Source organism: Limnoglobus sp. (assembly GCF_059499385.1).
In genome coordinates this window covers 1-20,642 of sequence record NZ_JCABYM010000127.1, presented here as the reverse complement: position 1 = coordinate 20,642, position 20,642 = coordinate 1, and the positions used below count along the sequence as shown (strand labels likewise).

Below are 20,642 nucleotides of genomic sequence, written 5' to 3'. Positions count from 1 at the left end.
GCACGTCGGTGTAGACGAAGTTCCGCACCAGCCCGTGCCGGTTGCGGTCGAAGTTGATGCCCACCAACTCGCCCGCCCGGTTCAGCACCGGGCTGCCGCTGTTCCCGCCGATCGTGTCGGCCGTGCTTACGAAGTTGAACGGTGTGTCGAGGTCGAGCTTCGCCTTGCCGTCGAGCCACCGCGTCGGCAGGTCGAACGGCTCGCGGTTCTTCATCGCCTCGGCCCGCTTGAACGCGCCGCCGAACGTCGTGTGGAACGGCAGCTTCTCGCCGCCGACCTCGTACCCCTTCACGGTGCCGAACGCGAGCCGCAGGGTGAACGTCGCGTCCGGCGGGACCGACTTCCCCAACGACTGGAACCGGACCTTCGCGATCTCGGCATACGCCTGCCGCTCCGGCTCCTCGACTTCCTCCTCGAACCGCTTTCGCAGCTTCCGCGCCTCCGCATCGACGGCCTTCGCGAGCACGATCATCGCGTCCGTGCTGGCGTCGACGGCCGCCTTCCCGCCGTCCACGAGCTTCTTCCGTTCCTCGACGGCGAACAGCTTCGTCCCGGCGATCAGCTCCTCGGCCCGCGCGGCCGAATTCTTCCCGGCGAGGACGAGGACCGTGAGCGGGTGTTCGCCGCCGAGGTTCTCCGCGAGGAACGTCAGCGACGTTTGCAACTTCGCCCGTTCCAAGTCCGGGTAGAGCGGGGCGGGCGAGTAGAGTTGAAACTTCAGCGATTCGAGGTTCGAGTCGCGGTACTCGCGGAGCCGGTCGGCCGACTTCTTCGGCAGTTCGTCGGCCATCCGGACGCAGTGCCGGGCGACGGTGAAGAGTTCGCTGAAGAACCCGTGCCCGGTTTCGAGTAATGCGTGCTCCCGCTCGAAGGCGCGGTACTTCACCTGCACCTCCTCAATGGTCCGCCACGGGTGGAATTGCCGCGGGCTGAGTGGGAACACGACCTGCGGCGTCGATCCTTGAAGTTCCCGCTCCTGCCGATCCTTCTCCGCGACGATCTTCGGGTCAAGCAGCCCCTGCAACTGTCCGCCGAAAGCCTTCCGCGCGTTCGCCACGCGGTGCAGGTCGGTCGCGGCCTGACGGAACTCCTCCGGCCCGCCGTTGCCGTACTGCGTGAGCGCCGCCTCCAGCGTCCGCAGCCGGTAGAGCGTGTACGGCAGCGTGAAGTCCCGCCGGTGTTTGAGCTTCGCCAGCGTCTCCAGCCGGTTCGTCGTGCCGGGGTGGCCGGTGACGAACACGAGGTCGTTCTCAGCCGGGCCGACCTCGGCCCACTTAAAGAAGTGCGCCGGCTTTGCCGGTCGGTCGTTCTCGTAGGCGCGGAAGAACGCCACGTCGAGGCCGTGCCGCGGGTACTCGAAGTTGTCCACGTCCCCGCCGAACCCGGCGACGTTGTACTCCGGGGCGAACACGAGCCGCACGTCGGTGTACTTCTTGTACCGGTACAGGTGGTACGCCCCGCCCTGGTACAGCGTAACCATGTCCGAGCGGAAGCCGGTTTTCGCGAGCGACTCCTTCTCGATATCGCCCATGACCGCGCGCCGGGCGAGGAACGCCCGCGCCGGGTCCAGTTGACCGTCAACGGCCTTGTTCACCCGGTCGGTCACGTCCTCGATGGACTGGAGGACGTTCAGCTCCAGGTCCGGGCACTTCAACTCGTCGGCCCGGCTCTTGGCGAAGAACCCGTCGTGATACAGGTCCAGCCCCGGCTTGCTGAGCTTCTGGAGTGCGTCGGCCGCGATGTGGTGGTTGGTGACGATGAGGCCGTCCGCGGAGACGAACCCGCCGGACCCGCCGCTGTTGAACCGGACGTTCGCCTTCATGGCCCGTTCCAGCCAGGCGTCGGTCAGGTCGAACTGGTATTTCTCGTGCAGCAGTTTCTTCGGCGGGTCGTTGAGTAGGAACATCCCCTCGTCGGATCGCACCGGCATCACCGCCCCTCCGAGCAGAACCAAACTAACTAGTACGAATGATCGCATGGCAGCCCCCTGGGAGTGGAGTCTTGTGGGGCTAAGGGTAGGGATTCGTCCGACGGAAGTGAGATGAAAGAGAAGTTGCGGCGATAGGATTTGAACCTATGACCTCCAGGTTATGAGCCTGGCGAGCTAACCGGACTGCTCCACGCCGCGTTCTGTAATACCAGTATAGGGCCGACCGCCGGGGTTGGAAAGGGGGGATGGGACAAACGATTCCAAGTTCTCGCCGGTTCGACCACTTCGGACCTTGCTACAACCCGCCCGCCGGAGCAGAATTCCGCCATCCGACGCCAACCGGAGGCCGTGCCGTGCCCACCCCCGCCGAGCGAATCGCCGACCTGCGGACGCAGATCGACCGCCACAACCACAAGTACTACGTCGAGGCCGCGCCCGAAATCTCCGACCGCGAGTTCGACCGGCTGCTCCAAGAACTGATCGACCTGGAAACGAAACACCCCGCGCTCGTCACGCCGGGCAGCCCGACGCAACGGGTCGGCGGCGCGCCGATCGACGGGTTCCAGAAGGTCACGCACCGCGCCCCGATGATGTCGATCGACAACAGCTACTCGGAAGCGGACCTCGTCAAGTTCGACACCGACGTGCGCAAGGCCCTCGGCAAGCCGGAAGTCGCGTACACGGCCGAACTCAAGATCGACGGGGTAAGCATCTCGCTGACGTACGCGGACGGGTTGTTCGTACAGGGGGCCACCCGCGGCAGCGGCGACGTGGGCGACGACGTGACGCACAACATCCGCACGATCAACGGCATCCCGCTCCGGCTGCACGGGAAGAAGCCGCCGACGCTTTTCGAGGTCCGCGGCGAGATTTACATGACGCGGGCGGAACTGGTACGCATCAACGCCCAGCGGGCGAAGGACGGCGAGGAGCCATACGCGAACGCCCGCAACCTGACGGCCGGCACGCTCAAGCAGCTCGACCCCAAGGAGTGTGCCAAGCGGAAGCTCAGCTTCTTCGGGTACGCGACCGGGGCCGTCGAGGGGGTCGAGGTCCGCACGCAGGCCGAGCTGCTGGAGACGTTGAAGGGGTTCGGCTTCCCGGTGAACCCGCACACGAAATTGTGCAGTTCGATGCAGGAGGTGATCGCGTTCTGCCACGAGTGGAACGAGAAGCGGCACGACTTGCCTTACGACACCGACGGCATCGTGGTGAAGGTGAACGACCTCGCGGCCCGGCAGCGGCTCGGCGCGACGAGCAAAGTCCCGCGGTGGGCGAAGGCGTACAAGTTCGAGGCGGAGCAGGGCGTCACGAAGCTCGGCAACGTGGAGTTCTCCGTCGGCAAGTTCGGGGAACTCACGCCCGTCGCGCTGTTCGACCCGCCGGTGCAGCTCGCCGGGACGAAGGTGAGCCGGGCGAGCATGCACAACGCCTCGTGGGTCGAGAAGATGGACGTGCGGTACGGGGACACGGTCGTCGTCGAGAAGGCCGGCGAGATCATCCCGCAGGTGGTGAGCGTGGTGACGGACGCCCGGACCGGGAAGGAGCGGCCGATCAAGTGGCCTGAGAAGTGCCCGGTGTGCGGGGCGGCCGTCGAGAAGGACGAGTCGCCGACGAGTTACGGGTTCTTCTGCGCCGACATCGGCCGCTGCCCGGCCCAGGTGACGCGGCGGGTCACGTCGTTCGCCCGGCGGGACCGCATGGACATCGACGGCCTCGGCGAGGAGGTGGCGAAGCAACTCGTCGATTCCGGGTTGGTGAAGTCGGTGACGGACCTGTACCGGCTGACAAAAGAGCAACTCCTCACGCTCGACAAGTTCGCGGACACGAAGGCCCAGAACCTCCTCGACGGCATCGCCGCGAGCAAGGGCCGCGGGCTGTCGCGGCTGCTGCCGGCGCTCACGATCTACAGCGTCGGCGGCAGCATGGCCGAGTTGCTGGCGGACCAGTTCCCGAGCCTCGACGCGCTGCTCGCGGCGTCCGAGGACGAGCTGTCGAAGGTAAAGGGGTTCGGGCCGAAGCGGGCGAAGAGCGTCCACGAATTCTTCCACAGCCCGGCCGGCGAGAAGCTGGTCGCGGAGCTTCGCGACCTCGGCATCAAACTGACGCACGACAAGAAGGCGGCCGCGGCGGGAACGCTGGTGCTCCAGGGGAAGACGCTGGTGGTAACGGGGACGCTGACGAAGTACGACCGGGCCGGGATCGAGGCGCTCATCAAGGAGCTGGGCGGGAAGGCGTCCGGGAGCGTGTCGAAGAAGACGGACTACGTTGTGGCCGGTGAGAATGCGGGGAGCAAGCTGGCGAAGGCCCAAGAACTCGGCGTGAAGGTGCTGACGGAGGACGAGTTCGAGAAGATGGTGAAGCAATAGGTTGTAGAACCCGGAGCGGTAGCGACGGGGTGTGGGAGCGCCCCCACACCCCGTCGCTACCGCTCCGGGTTCTACCAATTAGGCCGCCCGCGTGACGGCCGGGACGAGTTCGCCGTCCCGCAGCTTCCGCAACCCCTCGCTCGGGCCGCGCAGCGCCTTCGGTCCGAGTTCCGCCCGTAGCTTCGACCGGTCCAACCACGCCGACTTCGCCCGCGGGGCTTCTTCCTGCATCTCAGCCGTCGGCACGCCTTCCACCAAATCCACGTCCAGCCCGAAGATGAACGCCGTCGTGCGGAGGAACGCGAACTCCGTCATCCGGTCCGGGCCGACGGCGTGGAACGTCCCGACGCAGCCGTGCTTCACCAACTCCACGGCCACGGTCACGAGGTCCGGGCCGAACGTCGGCTGGCAGTGGCGGTCGGTCGCGGCGCGGATCGTCTGCCCGTCCCGCATCCGCCGCACCGCGTGTAGGGCCGGGTTCTTGCCCCGCTCCTCGAACCCGTAAACGTAGTGGCTACGGAGGATCAGGTGGCGGTCCGGTAGCACGCCCGCGATCACCCGCTCCGCCTCGGCCTGCGACCGGCCGTAGGCGTTCAGCGGGGCCGTCGCCGCGTCTTCCTTCGCCGCCGCCTTGCACTCGCCGAAGACGTGGGCGGACGAGAAGTAGACGAGCTTCGCCGCCGTCTCTGCCATGGCCTCGACGACGTTCTCGACGCCGATCACGTTCACGTCCCGGCACTCGGCGGGGTTCGATTCCGCAAAGTCGATCTGCGTCAGCCCGGCCGCGAGGAACACGGCGTCCGGCTGGAAGTCGCGGACGAGGCTCCGCACCGCGTCCTCGTCCCGCAGGTCGAGCGGGACGTGCTCGGCGTGCGGCCGCCGGTACCACGTCCCTTGCACCACGTCGTCGCGGAGCTCGCACTCCGCGGCGAGGAGCGAACCGATCTGCCCCGTGGCCCCGAGAATCAGGCTGCGCATCGTGATGTCCTCCGTGACGAAAAGCGATCAGGCCGCCCGTCGGGCGGGAACGTCCTGTTCCACGCCTTGCGGGTTTCGTTCGTACCAGCCGAGCGTCGTCCGCACCGCGTCGCCGAGGCGATCGGCAACCGCGAGTGGCGACGACACGCGGTCCCAGAGCTGCCGGGCCGTCGCCGTCGCGGGCGGTTCCAGCCACAGCCCGTCGGCCGGGGCTTCGGGCAGCGTCGTCAGCAGTTCCGCCGCCGCGAGCAGCGACGCGGCCGCGTCGCGGACGTGCGTGAACGCCGCGTCCGGCTGCACGAGCGCCGGCAACGGCCGCCGCGCGGCCGCGGCCTGGAACAGCAGCCCGGCCCACGTCGCGCGGGACGGCGGCCCTTCGCCGAAAAGCTGTGGCAGTGTCACGAAGCCCACGCGGAGGCGGCCGTCGGCATGATTCTGAAACCGCGGTCGCGGTTCCGTCGCCGCGACGGGGACGATCACCCGTGTGTCCGGGCCGAACTCCGCGACGAGTTGGAGCAGGTCGGCGGTGACGTTCGCCTTCGTCCGCGGTTGGCCCGCGACCGACGCGAGTTGGAACACGACGGCCGGTTGCAGGACGGTCAGCAGCGTTCGCAGCCGGTCGCGGCCCGCGGCCCCGCGGCTGACGTGGACGGCGTCGAACAGGTTCTGCGTGAAGAACTCGGAGTTGCGGCCGGAATCGCGAACCAGCGTCGAGACGGCGGCCCCGCGGTCGAGGAGGGTCCGCACGACGGCCGACCCGAGGAACCCGGTCCCGCCGAGGACGAGCGCACGGCGGTCTTGCCAGAACGACGACCGGTCCATGCACCCCTCCTTGAGCACCGACGGTGCGAATCCTTCGCCCGCCAAGCGGACAGCGTAGGGGGTGGACGACGGGTCGGTCAAGGGGAACTTTCGGCCGGCTGGTTCCAGAAGAAGTACACCAGCACGAACGCCAGCAGTGCCGGGATGCCGGCGCAGGCGAGGATCGGGTCGTACCGGCCGAGGGCGTTCGCGATCACGCCCTCCGCGTAGAAGAGGCCCGCCAGGTAGATCGCGTTGATGAACCCGAGCGTCCCGGTCACCTTCCCCTGGTGGGCCGCGGACAGCTCCTGACTGAGCGAAAAGTACGCCGTGAACAGGCCGAGCGCGCCGAACGCGAACGTCAGGAACACGGCGGCGACCAGGTACGGGTCGCCGACGAACGGGATCGCCAGCGAACTCAACACCAGCCCGACGCTGGCGGCGAACCCGATCATCCGGGCCTGGTGCAGCGGCCGCCCCCGCTTGGTCATCCCGAGGACGGCCAGCCCGACGGCCCACGTCCCGATGTCGGCCGCCACGTAGTAGGCGATGGAGAAGTACTGGAACTCGATTTCCGTGTAGCCCCGCCGCTTCTGCAGGAAGAGCGGCATCCACACGCGGAACGTGTGCCAGCTTGTGTTGACGGCGAGGACGACGGCGACCGTCAGCCAGAACCGGCGGTCGCGGAAGACGGCTCGGAACGGCGTCGCCGCCGGGCCGTCCGGCCGGGGGGCGTCCACGAGCGACCGCCGGGCGACGGCGAACCACGCCGCGACCCACGCCAGCCCGATCAGCCCGATCACCCGGAACGGCCACCGCCACCGGTCCGGGTCGGTCTCGCCGACGGCCCGGTAGCACGCGATCACGATGAACGGCGTGATGATCGCGCCGATGGCCGTGCCGCTTTGGAACAGGGAATTCCCGAACGGCCGCTCGGCCGGCGGGAGCACCTGCCGGGTCGTCCGAATGCCGCACGGCCAGTTGCCGGCCTCGAAGAGGCCGAGTGCGAACCGGAACGCGAGGAGGGAGAGGAACCCGTCGGCGTACCCGGTCAGGAACCCCGCCAACGACCAGCCGACGACGAGTATCGGGTAGACGTAATAGACGCCCACGCGGTCCACCACCCAGCCCGCCGTGATCGTGCCGACGGCGAACGCGACGGAGAACGCGGACTCGATCGTCCCCCACTGCACGTCGTTCAGGTCAAAGGCGAGGCGAATCGCGATGGAGGTCTGGTTCAACGCAACGCGGTCGAGGTAGTTCAACGTGGTTGCGAGCAACAGGAGGCCGCACACCCACCAGCGGATCGAAGGGGGTGGGGTGGCGTCGCCGGGAGGGGGCATGGGGAGGGTCCGTCAAGAGGCGTCGGCCCGCAGTTCGCGGAGCACGTCGGCCGCCGGGCGGACGCTCGCGTGCTCGCCGGGCCGCTTGCGGAACCACGCGGCCACGAGGAGCACGCTGTCCACGCACGTCCGGCCGACCCGCGGGAGGGTTTGTGACACCACTTCTAACAACTCGGCCGCCCGGCGGCGAGAGGCGGCGTCCGTCGGCTCCGGCACCGCCGCCCAAATTTGCCCGCGGTTCAACAGGTACCAGATCGGCCGCTCGTCGTGGGAAACGACGCGGTACACCAGCGATGTCTGCTCCCGCGAGGTCCGCAACAGCGCGAGCCGTTGGTCGAGCCACTCCACGTCCGTGAGTTTGTCGCGAATCGCCCCGGCCCGCTCGTACTGCATCACCTTCGCGGCCTCGGCCATGTCTTGCTTGAGTTTCGTCAGAATCGAGTTGTCGTCGCCGTCGAGGAACTTGCGGAGGCCGCCGACGGCCTTGCCGTACTGCTTGCGGCTGGTGAACGCCGCACACGGCCCCAGGCACATGCCCAGCTCGTGCCGCAAGCACGACGGGGCCAGGTCCGCCTCGAACAGCCGCTTCTCGTCCGCGAATAGCATCTTCTGCTTCGACGAGCAGTCGCGGAGGAGGAACAAGTCGTTCAGGCGGCGGACCACGTCCTCCAACCGCCCGCGGCCGGCGAACGGGCCGTAGCACGCGAGTTCCTTTCCCGTCGGCTCCCGCGTCACGAACGCATACGCCACCGGCCCGCGGCCGAGGCAGAGGTAGCGGTAGCGTTCCCGCCCCGGCTGGCCGAGGACGTTGTACCGCGGGCGGAACCGGCGGATGAGTTCGAGCTCGCGGAGCAGCGCGCCGAGTTCGTCCGGCGTGTGCTCCCACAAGAGCGTGCGGGTGTTCGCGACGATCTTCCCGGCCTTCGGGTGGCGGCTGTTCTCGCGGAAGTAGCTGAGGAGGCGGCAGCGGAGGTTCTTCGCCTTGCCGACGTAGATGACGTGCCCCTTCGCGTTGAGCATCCCGTACACGCCCGGCGTCTTCGGGGCCTTCGCGCGGACGTGCGCCTTCAGCCGCTTCGCCGTCCGACATTTGAGGGCGAGGCCGCCGCACGGCTCGCCGTCGAGGTGGAACCGGCTCGGCCCGAACCCGGCGACCGGGGAATCGCCGAACAGGTCGGCCGACGGTCGGCCGTCCGGGGCCGCGCGTGCCATCGGCGGAACTCCTTCCCGAATGCGTGAATCCTGTGGGACCGGCATTGTACCAATGCACACGTCCCCCGCAACGGCAACCGCCGCGAACTCGGCTCGTTCGGCCCGCGTCAGTTGGTATCATGATTTGCGTCGGGGGCCTTAGCTCAACGGTCAGAGCAGGGGACTCATAATCCCTTGGTTCCGGGTTCGAATCCCGGAGGCCCCACTCGATTCACGTCCCGTTCGCCACGTCACTTGCGGCCGCCCCCACCCGCCCGACAACCTGAGGTAGTCAGGGACCGGGAAAGTGTGCTAAACTCCGGTAGATCGTTCGCAGCCTGACTGACGCACTTTTGATTGCCTCCCCCTCAGTTGCTGTCGGCCGACCATCCACTTTCACCCCACTGTTTGTGGAGATGCCCGTGCGCACCCTCCTTGCCTTCGCCTTGGTTTTCGCGTCACTTTCCGCCACCGGGGCCGCGGCCGAGCCGTCCAAAAACCCGGACAAGAGGCCCGACCAACTCGCCCGCGACCTCGGCAGCCCGGTCTTCGCCGTCCGCGACCGCGCGTCGCGGGAGTTGTGGAAACTCGGGGCCGCCGCCCGCCCTGCGCTGGAGGCGGCGGCACGCAGCGAGATGCCCGAAGTCGCGCAACGCGCTGCCGACATCCTCGAGAAGTTCGACTGGGGCGTCTACCCGGACACGCCGACGCCGCTTCTCAAGCTCATCAAGGACTTCCGGTCGAACGAGATCGACCGGCAACTCCCGGCCGTCGCCGGGCTGCTCAAGGGCGAGGACCGCGGCATCGAGACGCTCGGCCTGCTGCTCGCCCACGACCTCGACGGCGAACGCCGGGACCAGATTTTCCAGCACCTCCTGACGCACACCCGCGACGCCGTCCCGGCTCTCGTGTTCCGCGAGAAGCTGGACAAGGCCGAGCGACTGCTCGAACTCGGCACGTTCGGCCCGAACCCGGAGGCGTGGCTCGATTATGCCGTGTTCATGCACCAACGCGGGAAGCTGAAGGACGCGGCGGTGTTCCTCGAACGGGCGACGCAGCTCCGCACGGACCGGGCCGGGTTCAGCGCCGCCGTCCTCGCCGTCGTGCAGCAGTTCGACGGCAAAGGCGCGGCCGCGGCGAAGCGGATGCTCGCCGTCCCGAAGGAGGCGCTGCCGCCGCACATGCGGGCGTCGTTCCTGGAAGAAGCCGGGGCGTGGTCGGAGTTGGCGAACGAATCCATCGACGGCGAGATGCCGCACTTCGGGCTGAACCTGTTCCGCCAGCGGAAGGTCGGCAACACGGAAAAGGTCAACCAACTGATCGCGGAGGCGAAGCGGTCCGGTTCGGAGATCGGCGGCGAGGTGAGCGCCGATGTCGGGTTAGCGCTGCTCTTGAACGAGCGGCCGGTCGAAGGGATCGAGGTTCTACGCGAGAAGAAGGCCGAGCCGCGGCTGCTGGCCGACGTGTTGGCCGGGCGGCTGATGTTCGACGAGGTGCTGCAACTGCTCACCGACGGCCCGCCACCCGCGGACGACGGGTGGGAGGCCCGCCGCCGCGTCTACTACGACATGCGGAAGGCGCGGGTGCTGGCCCAACTCGGCCGCAAGGACGAGTCGGTGCAACTGTTCAACCAGATCGCCGAGACGGTCCGCGACCGTGACTCTTACGCCGTCCGCGAGCTGCTCCGGGCGGAACTGCGGTCCGGCCGGTTCGACCTCGCGGCCGAGCACGCGGGACAGCTTCTCGCGAAGATCGAGAGCCGGGAGTACGGCGGGTTCGACGCCTCGCCGGACCCGTTCGAGCTGCTGTTCGAGGAGGACGCGGAAGCCGCGCAGGCGTGGTGGCGGGCGTTCCGAAAGTTCAGTCCCGTGAAGGACGAGCAACCGGGGGCGACGATGCGGCGGGTCCGCGAAGTCGTCACCGGCCGCGCCACGCCGGAGCGGTTGGCCGAGGCGAAGAAGGCGATGGCCGCGTGGCAGGGGGAGAACGCCAAGCCCGCCGGGTCGATGCTCAACCGCGTCCGGATTCACCGGGCGCTCGCGCTGGTCGCCCGGCACGCCGGGGATTGGGACGAGGCGGAGAAGCAGCTCCGCGAGGCGGCGAAGGTGTGGAGCGTGGAGACGCCGGACGACGGCAACGACGGGTCGCAAACGCTCCGCGTCATCCACGCCGGCGGCCAGCAGGCCGGGCCGAAGGCGTGGATGTACGGCACGGACGAGACGTTCAAGGTCTGGCTCGATCTCGGCGAGTTGCTCACCCATCGCGGGAAGCACGCGGAAGCGGCCCAGGTATTCCAGTTGGGTTGGAACCAGTACCCGCGAAACCCGATCCTACTGTACCTGTCCGGCCGCTCGCTCGCGGCCGCGGACGACAAGAAGGAAGGCCAGCGGCGGATCGACGCGGCCCACCGGATCGCCCTCGGCGACGCGCAGGTTTCGGCGCGGTTCCTTCACGAACTCTGCGAGCGCGGCCACATGGCCGACGCGCGGAAGGCCCGCGACGCGACGCTGAAGGGCGTGTGGTACTGGACGCCGATGCGGGGGAACGTGTGGAATCAGATCGGGCGGTGCTCGCTCATGCTCAAGGAGTACGACGCGGCGGCGACGGCCATCGAGCGGAACCTGCACTTCCTCCTGAAGACGCCGAACGTCGTCTTCGTGGACGGCATCGGGTACGTGACCGTACCGACGAACGTGCGGGCGAACCGGGCGCGGGCGAAGCTCGCGGCCGGCAAGGCCGACGAGGCGTTCGCCGACGCGAAGGAGATTCTGACGCTGTTACCGGGGCACGCCGAATTCCTGATCGCGGTCGTGCCGGAGTTCGAGAAGCTGAACCGGACGAAGGAGGCCGACGAATTGTTCGCGATGGTCTGGAAGACGTTCCGCAAGTTGACGGCCGACAACCCGGAGAGCGGGTGGGCGCACGCATCGGCGGCGTTCGCGGCGGCCGGCTGCCGGCGGGAACTCGACGCGGCGCTGGTCCACGCGAAGAAGGCGGTTGAACTCGAGCCGGATTTGAAGTGGCACCAGGAAGTGCTGGCGGAGGTGTTGTTCCGGCGCGGCGACCGGATTGAAGCCATTGATGTGATCGACAAGCTGCGGGTGGTGGAGTACCGGAGCCACTACTACAAGCGGTTGCGGGACCGCTACCTGTCCGGCGACATCGCGAGTCCGCTACCGCTCGCCCCGGACGAGGATTGAGCGCCCTGACTTCCGAAGTCCGGCTTCGACTTCGGAAGTCGATCCCGCACGGCAGCGTTGGTTCTACCACGTGGGTGCCGGTCTCGCTCGACTTCCGAAGTCGAAGCCGGACTTCGGAAGTCAGGTCATTTCACCGCCGTCACGTACACGTCGCTGCCGCCGTCGCGGGTCGAGATGAACGCCAGCCGCTTGCCGTCCGGCGACCACGTCGGCGACGTGTCGTGCCCGCCGTTAGCGGTCAGGTTCCGTACGTTCTTGCCGTCCGCGTCCATGAGCCACACGTCGTAGTCGCCCGTCTTGTTCGACACGAATGCGATCCGCTTGCCGTCCGGCGACCAGACCGGCCACGAGTCGAGGTGGTCGCCGTCGGTCAGCTTCTTCAGGTCGCTGCCGTCCGCCTTCATGCTGAATATCTTCTGCCGCCCCGTCCGCGCGCTGGCGAACGCGACACGGCCTCCGTCCGGCGACCAGCCCGGCTGAAGATCGTAGGCGATCTCGCTCGTGAGCCGCTTCTGGTCCTTCCCGTCGGCATCGACCGTGTACAGCTCCGGGTTCTTGTCACGGGTGCTGACCCAGAGGATGCGCTTCCCGTCGGGCGAGTACCGCGGCGACTCCTCGAACGCCTGGTGCGGCACGATCACCTTGTCGTCCGACCCGTCGGCGGCACACGAGTTGATCTGCAGCTTCCCGTCCGTGCCTTCGAGCTTGTCGTAGACGTACACGACCCGCTTGCCGTCCGGCGACCATGCCGCGTCGAAGTGCGGCATGACGTGGTCCGGCAGCAGCCGCCTCGCGTCCTTGCCGTCGGCCGCCATCGTCCAGACGGCCATCTTCCCCTCGTGGATGCGGGTGAGCAGGAACCGCTTCCCGTCCGGCGACCACTGGAGGTGCTGCTTGAACGTGCCGTCGTTCGTCACCCGCACCGGGTCGGCCGCGGCCGCCCGGAACGAGAGTAGGATGAGAACAACGACCATCAACAGTCTACGAATGGTGTTCATCCGGTCCTGTTCCCGTAGAACGCCCCCACCAGTCACCGACTCATCTCACTACCGCGGAGCCTGGCCATGATGAAGGTCATCGAGTTCATTCTCAGCTTGTTCGGCAGCGGGATGAAGAAAAAAATCATGGACGCGATCCAGGGTAACCTCCTCGGCAAGCTCGGCATGGGCCAGTCCACCGATGGGACCGACGGCGGGCCGCTCGGCCAGCTGATGAAGCAGTTTCAGGAGAAGGGCCTCGGCAACATCTTCAACTCGTGGGTCGGTACCGGGAAGAACGAGAACGTCTCGCCGGACCAGGTGCAGGCCGCGGTCGGTCCGCAGAAGATGGCGGACATGGCCCAGCAGACCGGCCTCTCGCAGTCGGAGTTGGCGAAGCAGCTCGCGAAGTACCTCCCCGGCATGGTGGACAAGCTCACCCCGAACGGCCGCCTGCCGGGGCAGTAACGGCCGAATCACCCGCACCACCGCTACCCCCTGCCGCCGGTCCGGTTTGCCGGACCGGAAAAGTCTACCACTTCACGCGGTTCTGGTTTAATCTGTCCGCATCCCGCCGGTCCGACATATTTTTCTGGAGCTGACCGTTCGATGCGCTACCTCTCCCTCCCGTTCGCCCTCGCGCTGGCGTCGCTGGCGCACGCCGCCCCGCCGCCGCCGGCCGACTTCGCGACGCCGCAATCGCCGACGAAGCCGCCGCCGTTCCCGATCAAGTACGTCGATCAGGGCCAGTTCGACCCGCGGCTGAAGGGCTACCAGACGCCGGAGGGGTTCAGGCTCGAGATCGTCGCCACCGACCCGACGGTCGTGAACCCGGTCGGCATGACGTTCACCCCGGACGGCCGGCTCCTCGTGCTGGAGTGGGCCCCGGATCCGTACAGCGACGGTCGGTGGTTCGAGTTCAAGGAGACGTTCCGGTACAAGGACGGCTCGACGAAGCAGGTCGCGACGATGAAGAAGTTCGTCGGCGACCCGCTCAAGGAACTGACGCTCAACCCGAAGACCGGGCAGTACGACGCGGCGAAGGTCATCATCGTGGACGAGCTGCCGTCCACCGTGCTGTACCACGACGGCTGGGTCTACCTCACCGGCCGCGGCACAGTTCGCCGCTACCGGCAGTCGAAGCCCGGCGGCCTGTGGGACATCAAGGAGACGATCGCGCAGGGCTTCTGCGGCTTCCACCACCACCAGGTTTCCGGCCTGACGCTCGGCAACGACGGCAAGCTCTACATCACCAGCGGCGACGACGACAACTTCGTCGAAGGCTCGGACGGCTCGCGGGCGACGGTCCTGCGGTGCGGCGCGGTGTTCCGGTGCAACCCGGACGGGTCGCAGATGGAAACGTACTCTCTCGGCTACCGCAACCCGTACCGCGACCTGGCGCACGACGAGGCGTTCAACTGGTTCCACACGGACAACGACAACGAGGACGGCAGCCGGTTCACCGGGTGTCGGATCATGCACGTCGCCGAGGAGAGCGACTACGGCTGGCGGCTGAAGATCGGCGCGCGCTGCTGCCAGCCGGACCACGGCCGCGGCGCGGTGGCCGGGGAGTTGCCCGGCAAGCTGCCGCCGATGGTGAAGACCGGCCGCGGCTCGCCGGCCGGGATGCTGATCTACAACGACACGCGGCTGCCGAAACAGTACCGCGGCCTCTTCTACTACCCGGACGTGTACCGCAAGGTCATCCGCGCGTACCAACCGAAGCCGAGCGGCTCGTCGTTCGACATCGTCAGCGAGTTCGAGTTCCTGAAGAGCGACGACCCGCTCTACCGGCCGTGCCAGATGGTGACCGGGCCGGACGGGGCGATTTACGTCTGCGACTGGCGGACCGACTCCGGCGGCGCGGGCAAGCTGTGGGGCGACGGCAAGAACGGCCGCATCTACCGCCTGCGGTGGGTCGGCACGAAGGAGCAGCCTGAGATTCCGCTCCGCGGCATGGACGCGTGGGCGAAGCTGCTCAAGGCGACCGACGAGGAGTTGGTCAAGAAACTGTCCGCCGAGGACTTCAGCGACCGGCTGACGGCGCGGAACGAACTCGTCCGGCGCGGCGAGAAGTCGCGGCAGCTCGTGCTCAAGAAGTTCATCTCCGGCGGCATCGAGGGGAACGGCCGGCTCGTCGCGATGGGCGTCCTGCAAGCGCACTGGAACGGCGACGTTGAGGACCTGTTCCGCCTGCTCATCAACGACGACTCCGCCGACGTGCGGCGGCTCGCGGTCGAGGGGCTCGGGCAGCGCGGCAAGGCCGGGTCGCAGCCGGTGCAGGAGGCGCTCGCGCGGGCGATGCAGGACGCGCACCCGGCGGTACGGCGGGCCGCGACGCTCGCGCTGCCGCGGATCGGCGGGCCGACGACCGCGGACGCGCTCGTGGCGGCGTGGAAGGCGAACGATTCCAAGGACGTGTTCCTCGCGGACTCGTACCTCCGCGCCATCGAACGGCTCGGCAAGCCAGGCATCGACGCGCTCGTGAAGACGGCCGAGACCGGCGACAACGTGAGCCGCGACAAGGTCGCACTCGCATTCACCGCCCTCCGCACGAAGCCGGCGGCCGAGGCGCTATCGAAACTGATCGCGGCGAGTTACTTCACACCGGGGCAGCGGGGCGACCTCGTCCGCTCCTACGGCAACTACCTGTTCGACCCGATGTTGTCCCTCGAACCGCTCGCCGAGTTCATGGCGGCGCGGCCGACGGAGGCCGCGGCCGTGCAGATCGCGGCCGTCGAAGTCCTCGCCGCGAACGGCAACCTCTCCGGGCCGGCCGGTACGAAGTTCGTCTCCGCGATGCTCGATTCCGCCGACGCGGACGCCCGACTCGCGGCGATTCAGGCGGTCGAGCAGGCGCGGCTGACTTACACGATGTCGAAGCTACTCGCCATCCTCTCGGACGCGAAGAAGCCGGCGGCGGAACGGACGGCCGCGATGCGGGCCGTCCGCGTGGCCGGCGATGCGAACGCGTCGTCCGTCATCCGCACGATCGTGACGACGCCGACGGAAGCGGCCGCGTTCCGGGCCGAAGCCCTCCGCTCGCTCGCCGCGTTGGATCAACGCCAGGGCCGGGCGGTCGCGGAGCAGTGGCTGACCCAGAAGGAGCCGGCGTTCGTGGCGGAAGCCATCGCCGTCCTCGGCACGACGAAGGACGGGGCGAAGTTGCTCGGTGAGCGATTCGTCGCGAAGAAACTGCCGGCCGAGACGTGGCCGCGGGTGTCGGAGGCGCTCCGCAAGTTTTCCACCGACCCCGCCATCGCGAAGCTGAACGCGGACGTGCAGAAGGGCGGCCTGCTTCTGTCCACGGCCGCCGAGGACGTGGCGAAGGTCCGCGAGATGGTGCAGATAAAGGGCGACGCGACCCGCGGCCGCGAGCTGTACTTGAACGCGACGAAGCTCGCGTGCGTGACGTGCCACCGGCTCGAAGGCGTCGGCGGGCAGGTCGGACCGGACCTCACGCGGGTATGGGACACGCACTCGGTCGAGAAGCTGTTGGAGTCGATGACCCAGCCGAGCAAGGAGATTAAGGAAGGCTACCAGGCGTACCGCCTCGACACGCTGGGCGGGCAAGTTCACACGGGTCTCAAGATCACGGAGTCGAAGGAGGAGGTCGTCATCCGCGAGGCGAACGGCCGGGACGTGCGGGTGAAGAGGGAGGACGTGGAGAAGCTCGCCCCGTCCAAGATTTCGCTCATGCCGGACGACGTGGTGTCGCAGCTGAGCTACGAGCAGTTCATCGACCTCGTCGCGTTCCTCAAGAACAAGGCCGCACAGGAGTCGCTCCGCGGGATGGTGTTCGAGTTCGCCGTCGCCACCGGGTTCGACCCGGACTTGAAGAAGGCGTCGAGCGTCGAGGGCAACCCGGACCCGAAGGCGTGGCAAGTGAAGCCGGTCGAGCCGACCGGCCTCTTGTCGCTGAAGCCGATGCTGCCGGCGAAGCCGACGGCCACCTACGCGATGACCTACGTGTACTCGCCGAAGAAACAGAAGGTGTCCGCCGTGGTGCGGTCGGACGACCCGCTGCGGCTGTGGGTCGCGAAGCAGATGGTGCTGGAGCGGACGGCCGAGAAGTCGCCGATGACGGAGGCGAAGGTCGAGGTCGAGCTGCCGCAGGGCTGGTCGCCGGTGCTGGTGAAGCTCGTCAACGCCGGGACGCGGCACGAACTCGGGTTGCAGTTCGTCGCCGACGGCGTGCGGACGGCGACGAAGCCGGAGTGATATAACGGGACCGTGGGTCGAACCGCGGCCCATGGTCCTTTCGCGTGACGCACCGATGTTGTTTGCCGTTCACCTGCCCGACGGATTTGTCTCGAACGAATGGCTCCTCGGCGGCGCGGCCCTTGCCGGCCTGCTCGTCCTCCTCGGCCTCGCACGCATCCACGAGGATCAAGTCTCGCGTATCGGCCTCCTCACGGCCGCGCTCTTCGTCGCGTCGCTGCTGCACCTGCCCGTCGGCTTCGGGAAGGTTCACTTGTTGCTCAACGCCGTCGCGGGCATCCTGCTCGGCCGGTTCGTCGGCATCGCGATGCTCGTCGCGCTGACGTTCCAGGCGTTCCTGTTCGCGCACGGCGGGCTTACGACGCTCGGCGTTAACACCGCCGTAATGGGCCTGCCCGCGCTCGCGTGCCACCTGCTGTTTTGCCTGTTCCGCGGGACCGTCGCCGCCCGCCCGGCGCGAGCGTTCCCCCTTGGCGTCCTCCTCGGCTTCCTCGCGAGTACGGCGACCGTCTCGCTCAACGCTCTCGTCGTTTGGCTCGGAATGAAAGACGAGGGCGGCCCCGCGGCCGCGATCACAGTGCTTGTCTGGCACGTCCCCGTTATCGCCGTCGAGAGCGTCGGGACCGGCGTGCTGCTCGCGTACCTCGCGAAAGTGAAACCCGACTGGCTCGGCCTGAATCACCCGTCCACCGGCGTCACCTCGTCGAACGGGACTTCCCACTGACCGAGGCCGAGGCTGACGGTGATGACCTGCTTCTTGGCGTCCACCCGCACCACCTTGCCGACCGCGTCGAACCGAGAAACGTGAACGCGGTCGTTCTGCTTCAGCCGTTCGCGCTTCTCGTTCATCTCCGCCGCCTGCTGCTGCTCCCGCTCGACGGCCGCCGCCTTCCGCTCGTACTCCGCCTTCTGTCGGCTCGCCTCGTGCTGGGCCGCGAGCGCGTCCACCTTCGCCTTCTCGGCCTCGGCCCGTAACTCCTGGAGGCGGGCTAACTCGCCGATCTTCCCGCGGCGGCGCTTCAGGTAGCGGTGCGCCCGCTTAAGCAGTTCCTTCGGCAGCTTCAGCCGCCGGGCGATCTTCAGGGCGTTGCTCATCCCGTACTGGCCGATGTGCAGCTTGTACGTCGGCCGCAGCGTCTCCGTGTCGAACTCGACGGCCCCGTTCTCGGCCCGCTCGTTGTTGAACGCATACGTCTTCAGGTCGCCGAGGTGCGTCGTCACGACGGCCCGCGCGCCGACTGCGTCGAGCTGGTCGAGGATCGCCCGGCCGAGCGCGGCCCCCTCCACCGGGTCGGTCCCCGCGCCGAGTTCGTCGAGCAAGATCAGGCTGCGGTCGTCCGCCACTTCAAAGATTTTCGCGATCCGCGAGACGTGCGAGCTGAACGTGCTGAGCGACTGTTCCAGGCTCTGCTCGTCGCCGATGTCGGACAGGATTTGCTTGAACACCGGGACCGTGCTCCCCTCGCCGGCCGGGACGTGCATCCCGCACTGGGCCATCAGGCAGAGCAGGGCGGTCGTTTTCAGCGTCACCGTCTTCCCGCCCGTGTTCGGCCCGGTGATGACGAGCAGGTTGAACCCGAGGCCGAGGCGCATCTCGACGGGCACGACCTTGCGGGCGGGTTCGCCGTCGGGCCGCTTCTCGTTACGGAAGATGTTCTCCAGGAGTGGGTGGCGGGCGTTGCGGAGCCAGAGTTTGCCGTCCTCGTTGACGATCGGCGCGTACATGTCAAAGTCGCGGCTGAACTTCGCCTTCGCCGTCACGAGGTCGAGCTTCGCCAGCACGTCGAGCGAGTAGCAGAGCGGCTTCGCGATCCGGCCGACCTCCTGGCTCAGCCGCCGGAGGATGCGCTTGACCTCACGGTCCTCCTCGGCCTTCAGCGTGACCCGTTCGGCGCTCAGCTTCGCGATCGACGCCGGCTCGACGAACACGGTCTCGCCCGTGCCGCTGACGCGGTGGATGATGCCTTGAATCTTGTGCCGGTGGTTGACCGAGACGGGCAGGACGTAATGGTCGCCGTTGACCGTGGCGTTCGGGTAGCTCAGAATCTTCCGCAACTCCGGGTCGCGGAGCAGCCGCCGGACCTCGGCTTTCACCTTCTCGTCCAACTCGTACAGCTTCTGCCGGACGACGCCGAGGTCGCGGCTGGCCATGTCGAGGACGTGGCCGCGGCCGTCGATGCACCCGCCGATGGTCTTCGCCACCGCCCCCTGGTCCTCGACGCCGTTGAGCAGGTCGATGAGGCCGGTGAGGGTTTCCGTCAATCGCATCCGGTAGCGGTACATCGCGCCGGTGACGTTCAACGTCTCGGCAACTTCGAGAAGCTGTTCCGCGGTGAGGGCCGTGCCGATGGCGGCGCGGCGGGCCAGTAGGCGAACGTCGTGCAGCCCGCCGAACGGCGGCGCGAGGCCCGCGACAAGCGCCTCGACCATCTCCGTGACGAGGGACAACTCCGTGCGGATCGCGTCCGCGTCGGTCGTCGGCTCCAACTGACGGGCGAGGTCGCGGCCGAGGGACGACGCGGCGTACCCGGCGAGCAAGTCGCGGACCTTGTCGAACTCCATGAGTTCGAGCGTGTGGGAATCCATTTTCGGTTCGATCTCGGTCGCGGTCATGCCGGCTGGACACGACCCGCGGACGGCAGGTTCACGGCGGAACGGGACACAGGCATGATACGGCCGCCGGGTTCGGTCCGGCGACGGCGGGTCGTATAACGTCCTCATGGCGAGCGGCCCGGACGTTCTGGTGATCGGCGGCGGCATCATCGGCCTGACGGCCGCGGTGGAGTTGCGCCGCGCCGGGGCGACGGTGGCCGTCCACGACCGCGGCGAGTTCGGCCGGGAGGCGTCGTGGGCCGGGGCCGGAATCATCCCGCCGGGCAACCCGGACCGCGCGGCCACGCCGATCGACAAGCTGCGGGCCATTGGCTCGGTCGAGCTACCGGCATTCTCGGATGAGCTTCGCGACCGCACCGGCGTCGACAACGGCTACCGGGTGAACGGCGGGATCGAGTTCCTGGCGGCCGACGACCGGTACGCGATGGACCTGTGGCGGGCCGAGGGGATCGTTTTTGAAGAACTGCCGCCGAAGCTCCTCGGCGAAGTCGAACCGTCAGTCGCCGGGAGTGAGGCGTCGCCCGTCCTGCTTCCCGACATGGCCCAGGTTCGGAACCCGTGGCATCTTCGGGGTTTGATCGCGCTCTGCCAGGGCTTCGGCGTTGAACTTCAACCGAACCACGGCATCGAAGGCTGGCTCACGACAGACGGCCGCGTCCGTGGCGTGCGGCTCGCCTCGGGCGAAACCGTGACCGCAGACCGCGTCCTCCTCGCCGCGGGGCCGTGGAGCGAGCGGCTGCTTACCGATCTCGGGTGTCGGCCGGGCGTTCGGCCGGTCCGCGGTCAAATCCTGTTGCTCAACACGCGAATGAACCGACAAAGCACTCGGTCGGGGTTCGAGGATTTATTCCCTCCCCCCTTGGGGGGGAGGGTTAGGGAGGGGGGTCGCCTGCCCCGCCCGGTGAGGATCGCGTCGGGGGAAGGGAGCTCCGGGGGGGGGGGGGGGGGGGCGGGGGCCCCCGCCCCCCCGCCCCCCGCCCCCCCCCCCCCCCCCCGCCCCCCCGCCCCCCCCCCCCCGC

13 protein-coding genes and 2 tRNA genes are annotated in these 20,642 nt (G+C 68.0%); 7 read left to right on the top strand and 8 right to left on the bottom strand.

Annotation, left to right across the window (positions count from 1 at the left end; translation table 11 throughout):
- Both AC5JJ2_RS22470 and AC5JJ2_RS22465 read right to left on the bottom strand, forming a co-directional pair.
- Positions 1–1,930: S46 family peptidase (locus AC5JJ2_RS22470; protein WP_495860279.1), on the bottom strand; the 1,930-nt coding region annotated here is incomplete at its 3' end.
- Positions 1,931–2,053: 123 nt separating this feature from the next.
- Positions 2,054–2,128 (bottom strand) — tRNA-Met (locus AC5JJ2_RS22465).
- A gap of 155 nt (positions 2,129–2,283) precedes the next feature.
- Here AC5JJ2_RS22465 and ligA point away from each other — a divergent pair.
- A complete protein-coding gene (gene ligA, locus AC5JJ2_RS22460; RefSeq protein ID WP_495860278.1) occupies positions 2,284–4,299 on the top strand; it encodes an NAD-dependent DNA ligase LigA in 2,016 nt (671 codons plus the stop codon).
- A gap of 78 nt (positions 4,300–4,377) precedes the next feature.
- On the opposite strand, the gene AC5JJ2_RS22455 is transcribed toward ligA, so the two are convergent.
- The 4 genes from AC5JJ2_RS22455 to AC5JJ2_RS22440 all read right to left on the bottom strand — a co-directional run bounded on the left by AC5JJ2_RS22455 (position 4,378) and on the right by AC5JJ2_RS22440 (position 8,633).
- Positions 4,378–5,277 carry an SDR family oxidoreductase gene (locus AC5JJ2_RS22455; protein ID WP_495860277.1) on the bottom strand — a complete coding sequence of 300 codons (900 nt, stop codon included), beginning with the start codon at positions 5,275–5,277 and terminating at the stop codon, positions 4,378–4,380.
- Between the two features lie 27 nt (positions 5,278–5,304).
- A complete protein-coding gene (locus AC5JJ2_RS22450; RefSeq protein ID WP_495860276.1) occupies positions 5,305–6,099 on the bottom strand; it encodes an NAD-dependent epimerase/dehydratase family protein in 795 nt (264 codons plus the stop codon).
- Positions 6,100–6,176: 77 nt separating this feature from the next.
- Positions 6,177–7,421 (bottom strand): MFS transporter, encoded by a 1,245-nt coding sequence (locus tag AC5JJ2_RS22445; protein ID WP_495860275.1) that lies wholly within the window; start codon positions 7,419–7,421, stop codon positions 6,177–6,179.
- A 12-nt stretch (positions 7,422–7,433) separates the two neighbouring features.
- On the bottom strand, positions 7,434–8,633 hold the full coding sequence (locus tag AC5JJ2_RS22440; protein WP_495860274.1) for a GIY-YIG nuclease family protein: 1,200 nt from the start codon (positions 8,631–8,633) through the stop codon (positions 7,434–7,436).
- A 132-nt stretch (positions 8,634–8,765) separates the two neighbouring features.
- On the opposite strand from AC5JJ2_RS22440, the gene AC5JJ2_RS22435 reads away from it, so the two are divergent.
- A tRNA-Ile gene (locus AC5JJ2_RS22435) sits at positions 8,766–8,838 on the top strand.
- Between the two features lie 196 nt (positions 8,839–9,034).
- Positions 9,035–11,812 carry a tetratricopeptide repeat protein gene (locus AC5JJ2_RS22430; RefSeq protein ID WP_495860273.1) on the top strand — a complete coding sequence of 926 codons (2,778 nt, stop codon included), beginning with the start codon at positions 9,035–9,037 and terminating at the stop codon, positions 11,810–11,812.
- Positions 11,813–11,937: 125 nt separating this feature from the next.
- On the opposite strand, the gene AC5JJ2_RS22425 is transcribed toward AC5JJ2_RS22430, so the two are convergent.
- Entirely contained in the window at positions 11,938–12,810 is an 873-nt protein-coding gene (locus AC5JJ2_RS22425; protein WP_495860272.1) for a TolB family protein, read from the bottom strand.
- 66 nt (positions 12,811–12,876) lie between these two features.
- Between AC5JJ2_RS22425 and AC5JJ2_RS22420 the strand changes: the two genes are divergently transcribed.
- The 3 genes from AC5JJ2_RS22420 to AC5JJ2_RS22410 all read left to right on the top strand — a co-directional run bounded on the left by AC5JJ2_RS22420 (position 12,877) and on the right by AC5JJ2_RS22410 (position 17,734).
- Positions 12,877–13,257 carry a YidB family protein gene (locus tag AC5JJ2_RS22420; protein ID WP_495860271.1) on the top strand — a complete coding sequence of 127 codons (381 nt, stop codon included), beginning with the start codon at positions 12,877–12,879 and terminating at the stop codon, positions 13,255–13,257.
- A 141-nt stretch (positions 13,258–13,398) separates the two neighbouring features.
- The gene (locus AC5JJ2_RS22415; protein WP_495860270.1) at positions 13,399–17,010 is read left to right on the top strand and encodes a PVC-type heme-binding CxxCH protein; all 3,612 of its coding nucleotides are present in this window, start codon (positions 13,399–13,401) and stop codon (positions 17,008–17,010) included.
- Between the two features lie 55 nt (positions 17,011–17,065).
- Positions 17,066–17,734, top strand: coding sequence for a CbiM family transporter (locus AC5JJ2_RS22410; RefSeq protein WP_495860269.1), 669 nt, complete (start codon positions 17,066–17,068; stop codon positions 17,732–17,734).
- On the opposite strand, the gene AC5JJ2_RS22405 is transcribed toward AC5JJ2_RS22410, so the two are convergent.
- Complete coding sequence (locus tag AC5JJ2_RS22405; RefSeq protein ID WP_495860268.1) at positions 17,689–19,596, bottom strand: endonuclease MutS2; 1,908 nt, start codon at positions 19,594–19,596, stop codon at positions 17,689–17,691. The two genes, AC5JJ2_RS22410 and AC5JJ2_RS22405, sit on opposite strands and share 46 nt — an antisense overlap.
- Positions 19,597–19,729: 133 nt before the next feature.
- On the opposite strand from AC5JJ2_RS22405, the gene AC5JJ2_RS22400 reads away from it, so the two are divergent.
- Positions 19,730–20,642, top strand: a 913-nt coding sequence (locus AC5JJ2_RS22400) for an NAD(P)/FAD-dependent oxidoreductase (RefSeq protein ID WP_495860267.1), incomplete at its 3' end; no start/stop codon positions are given.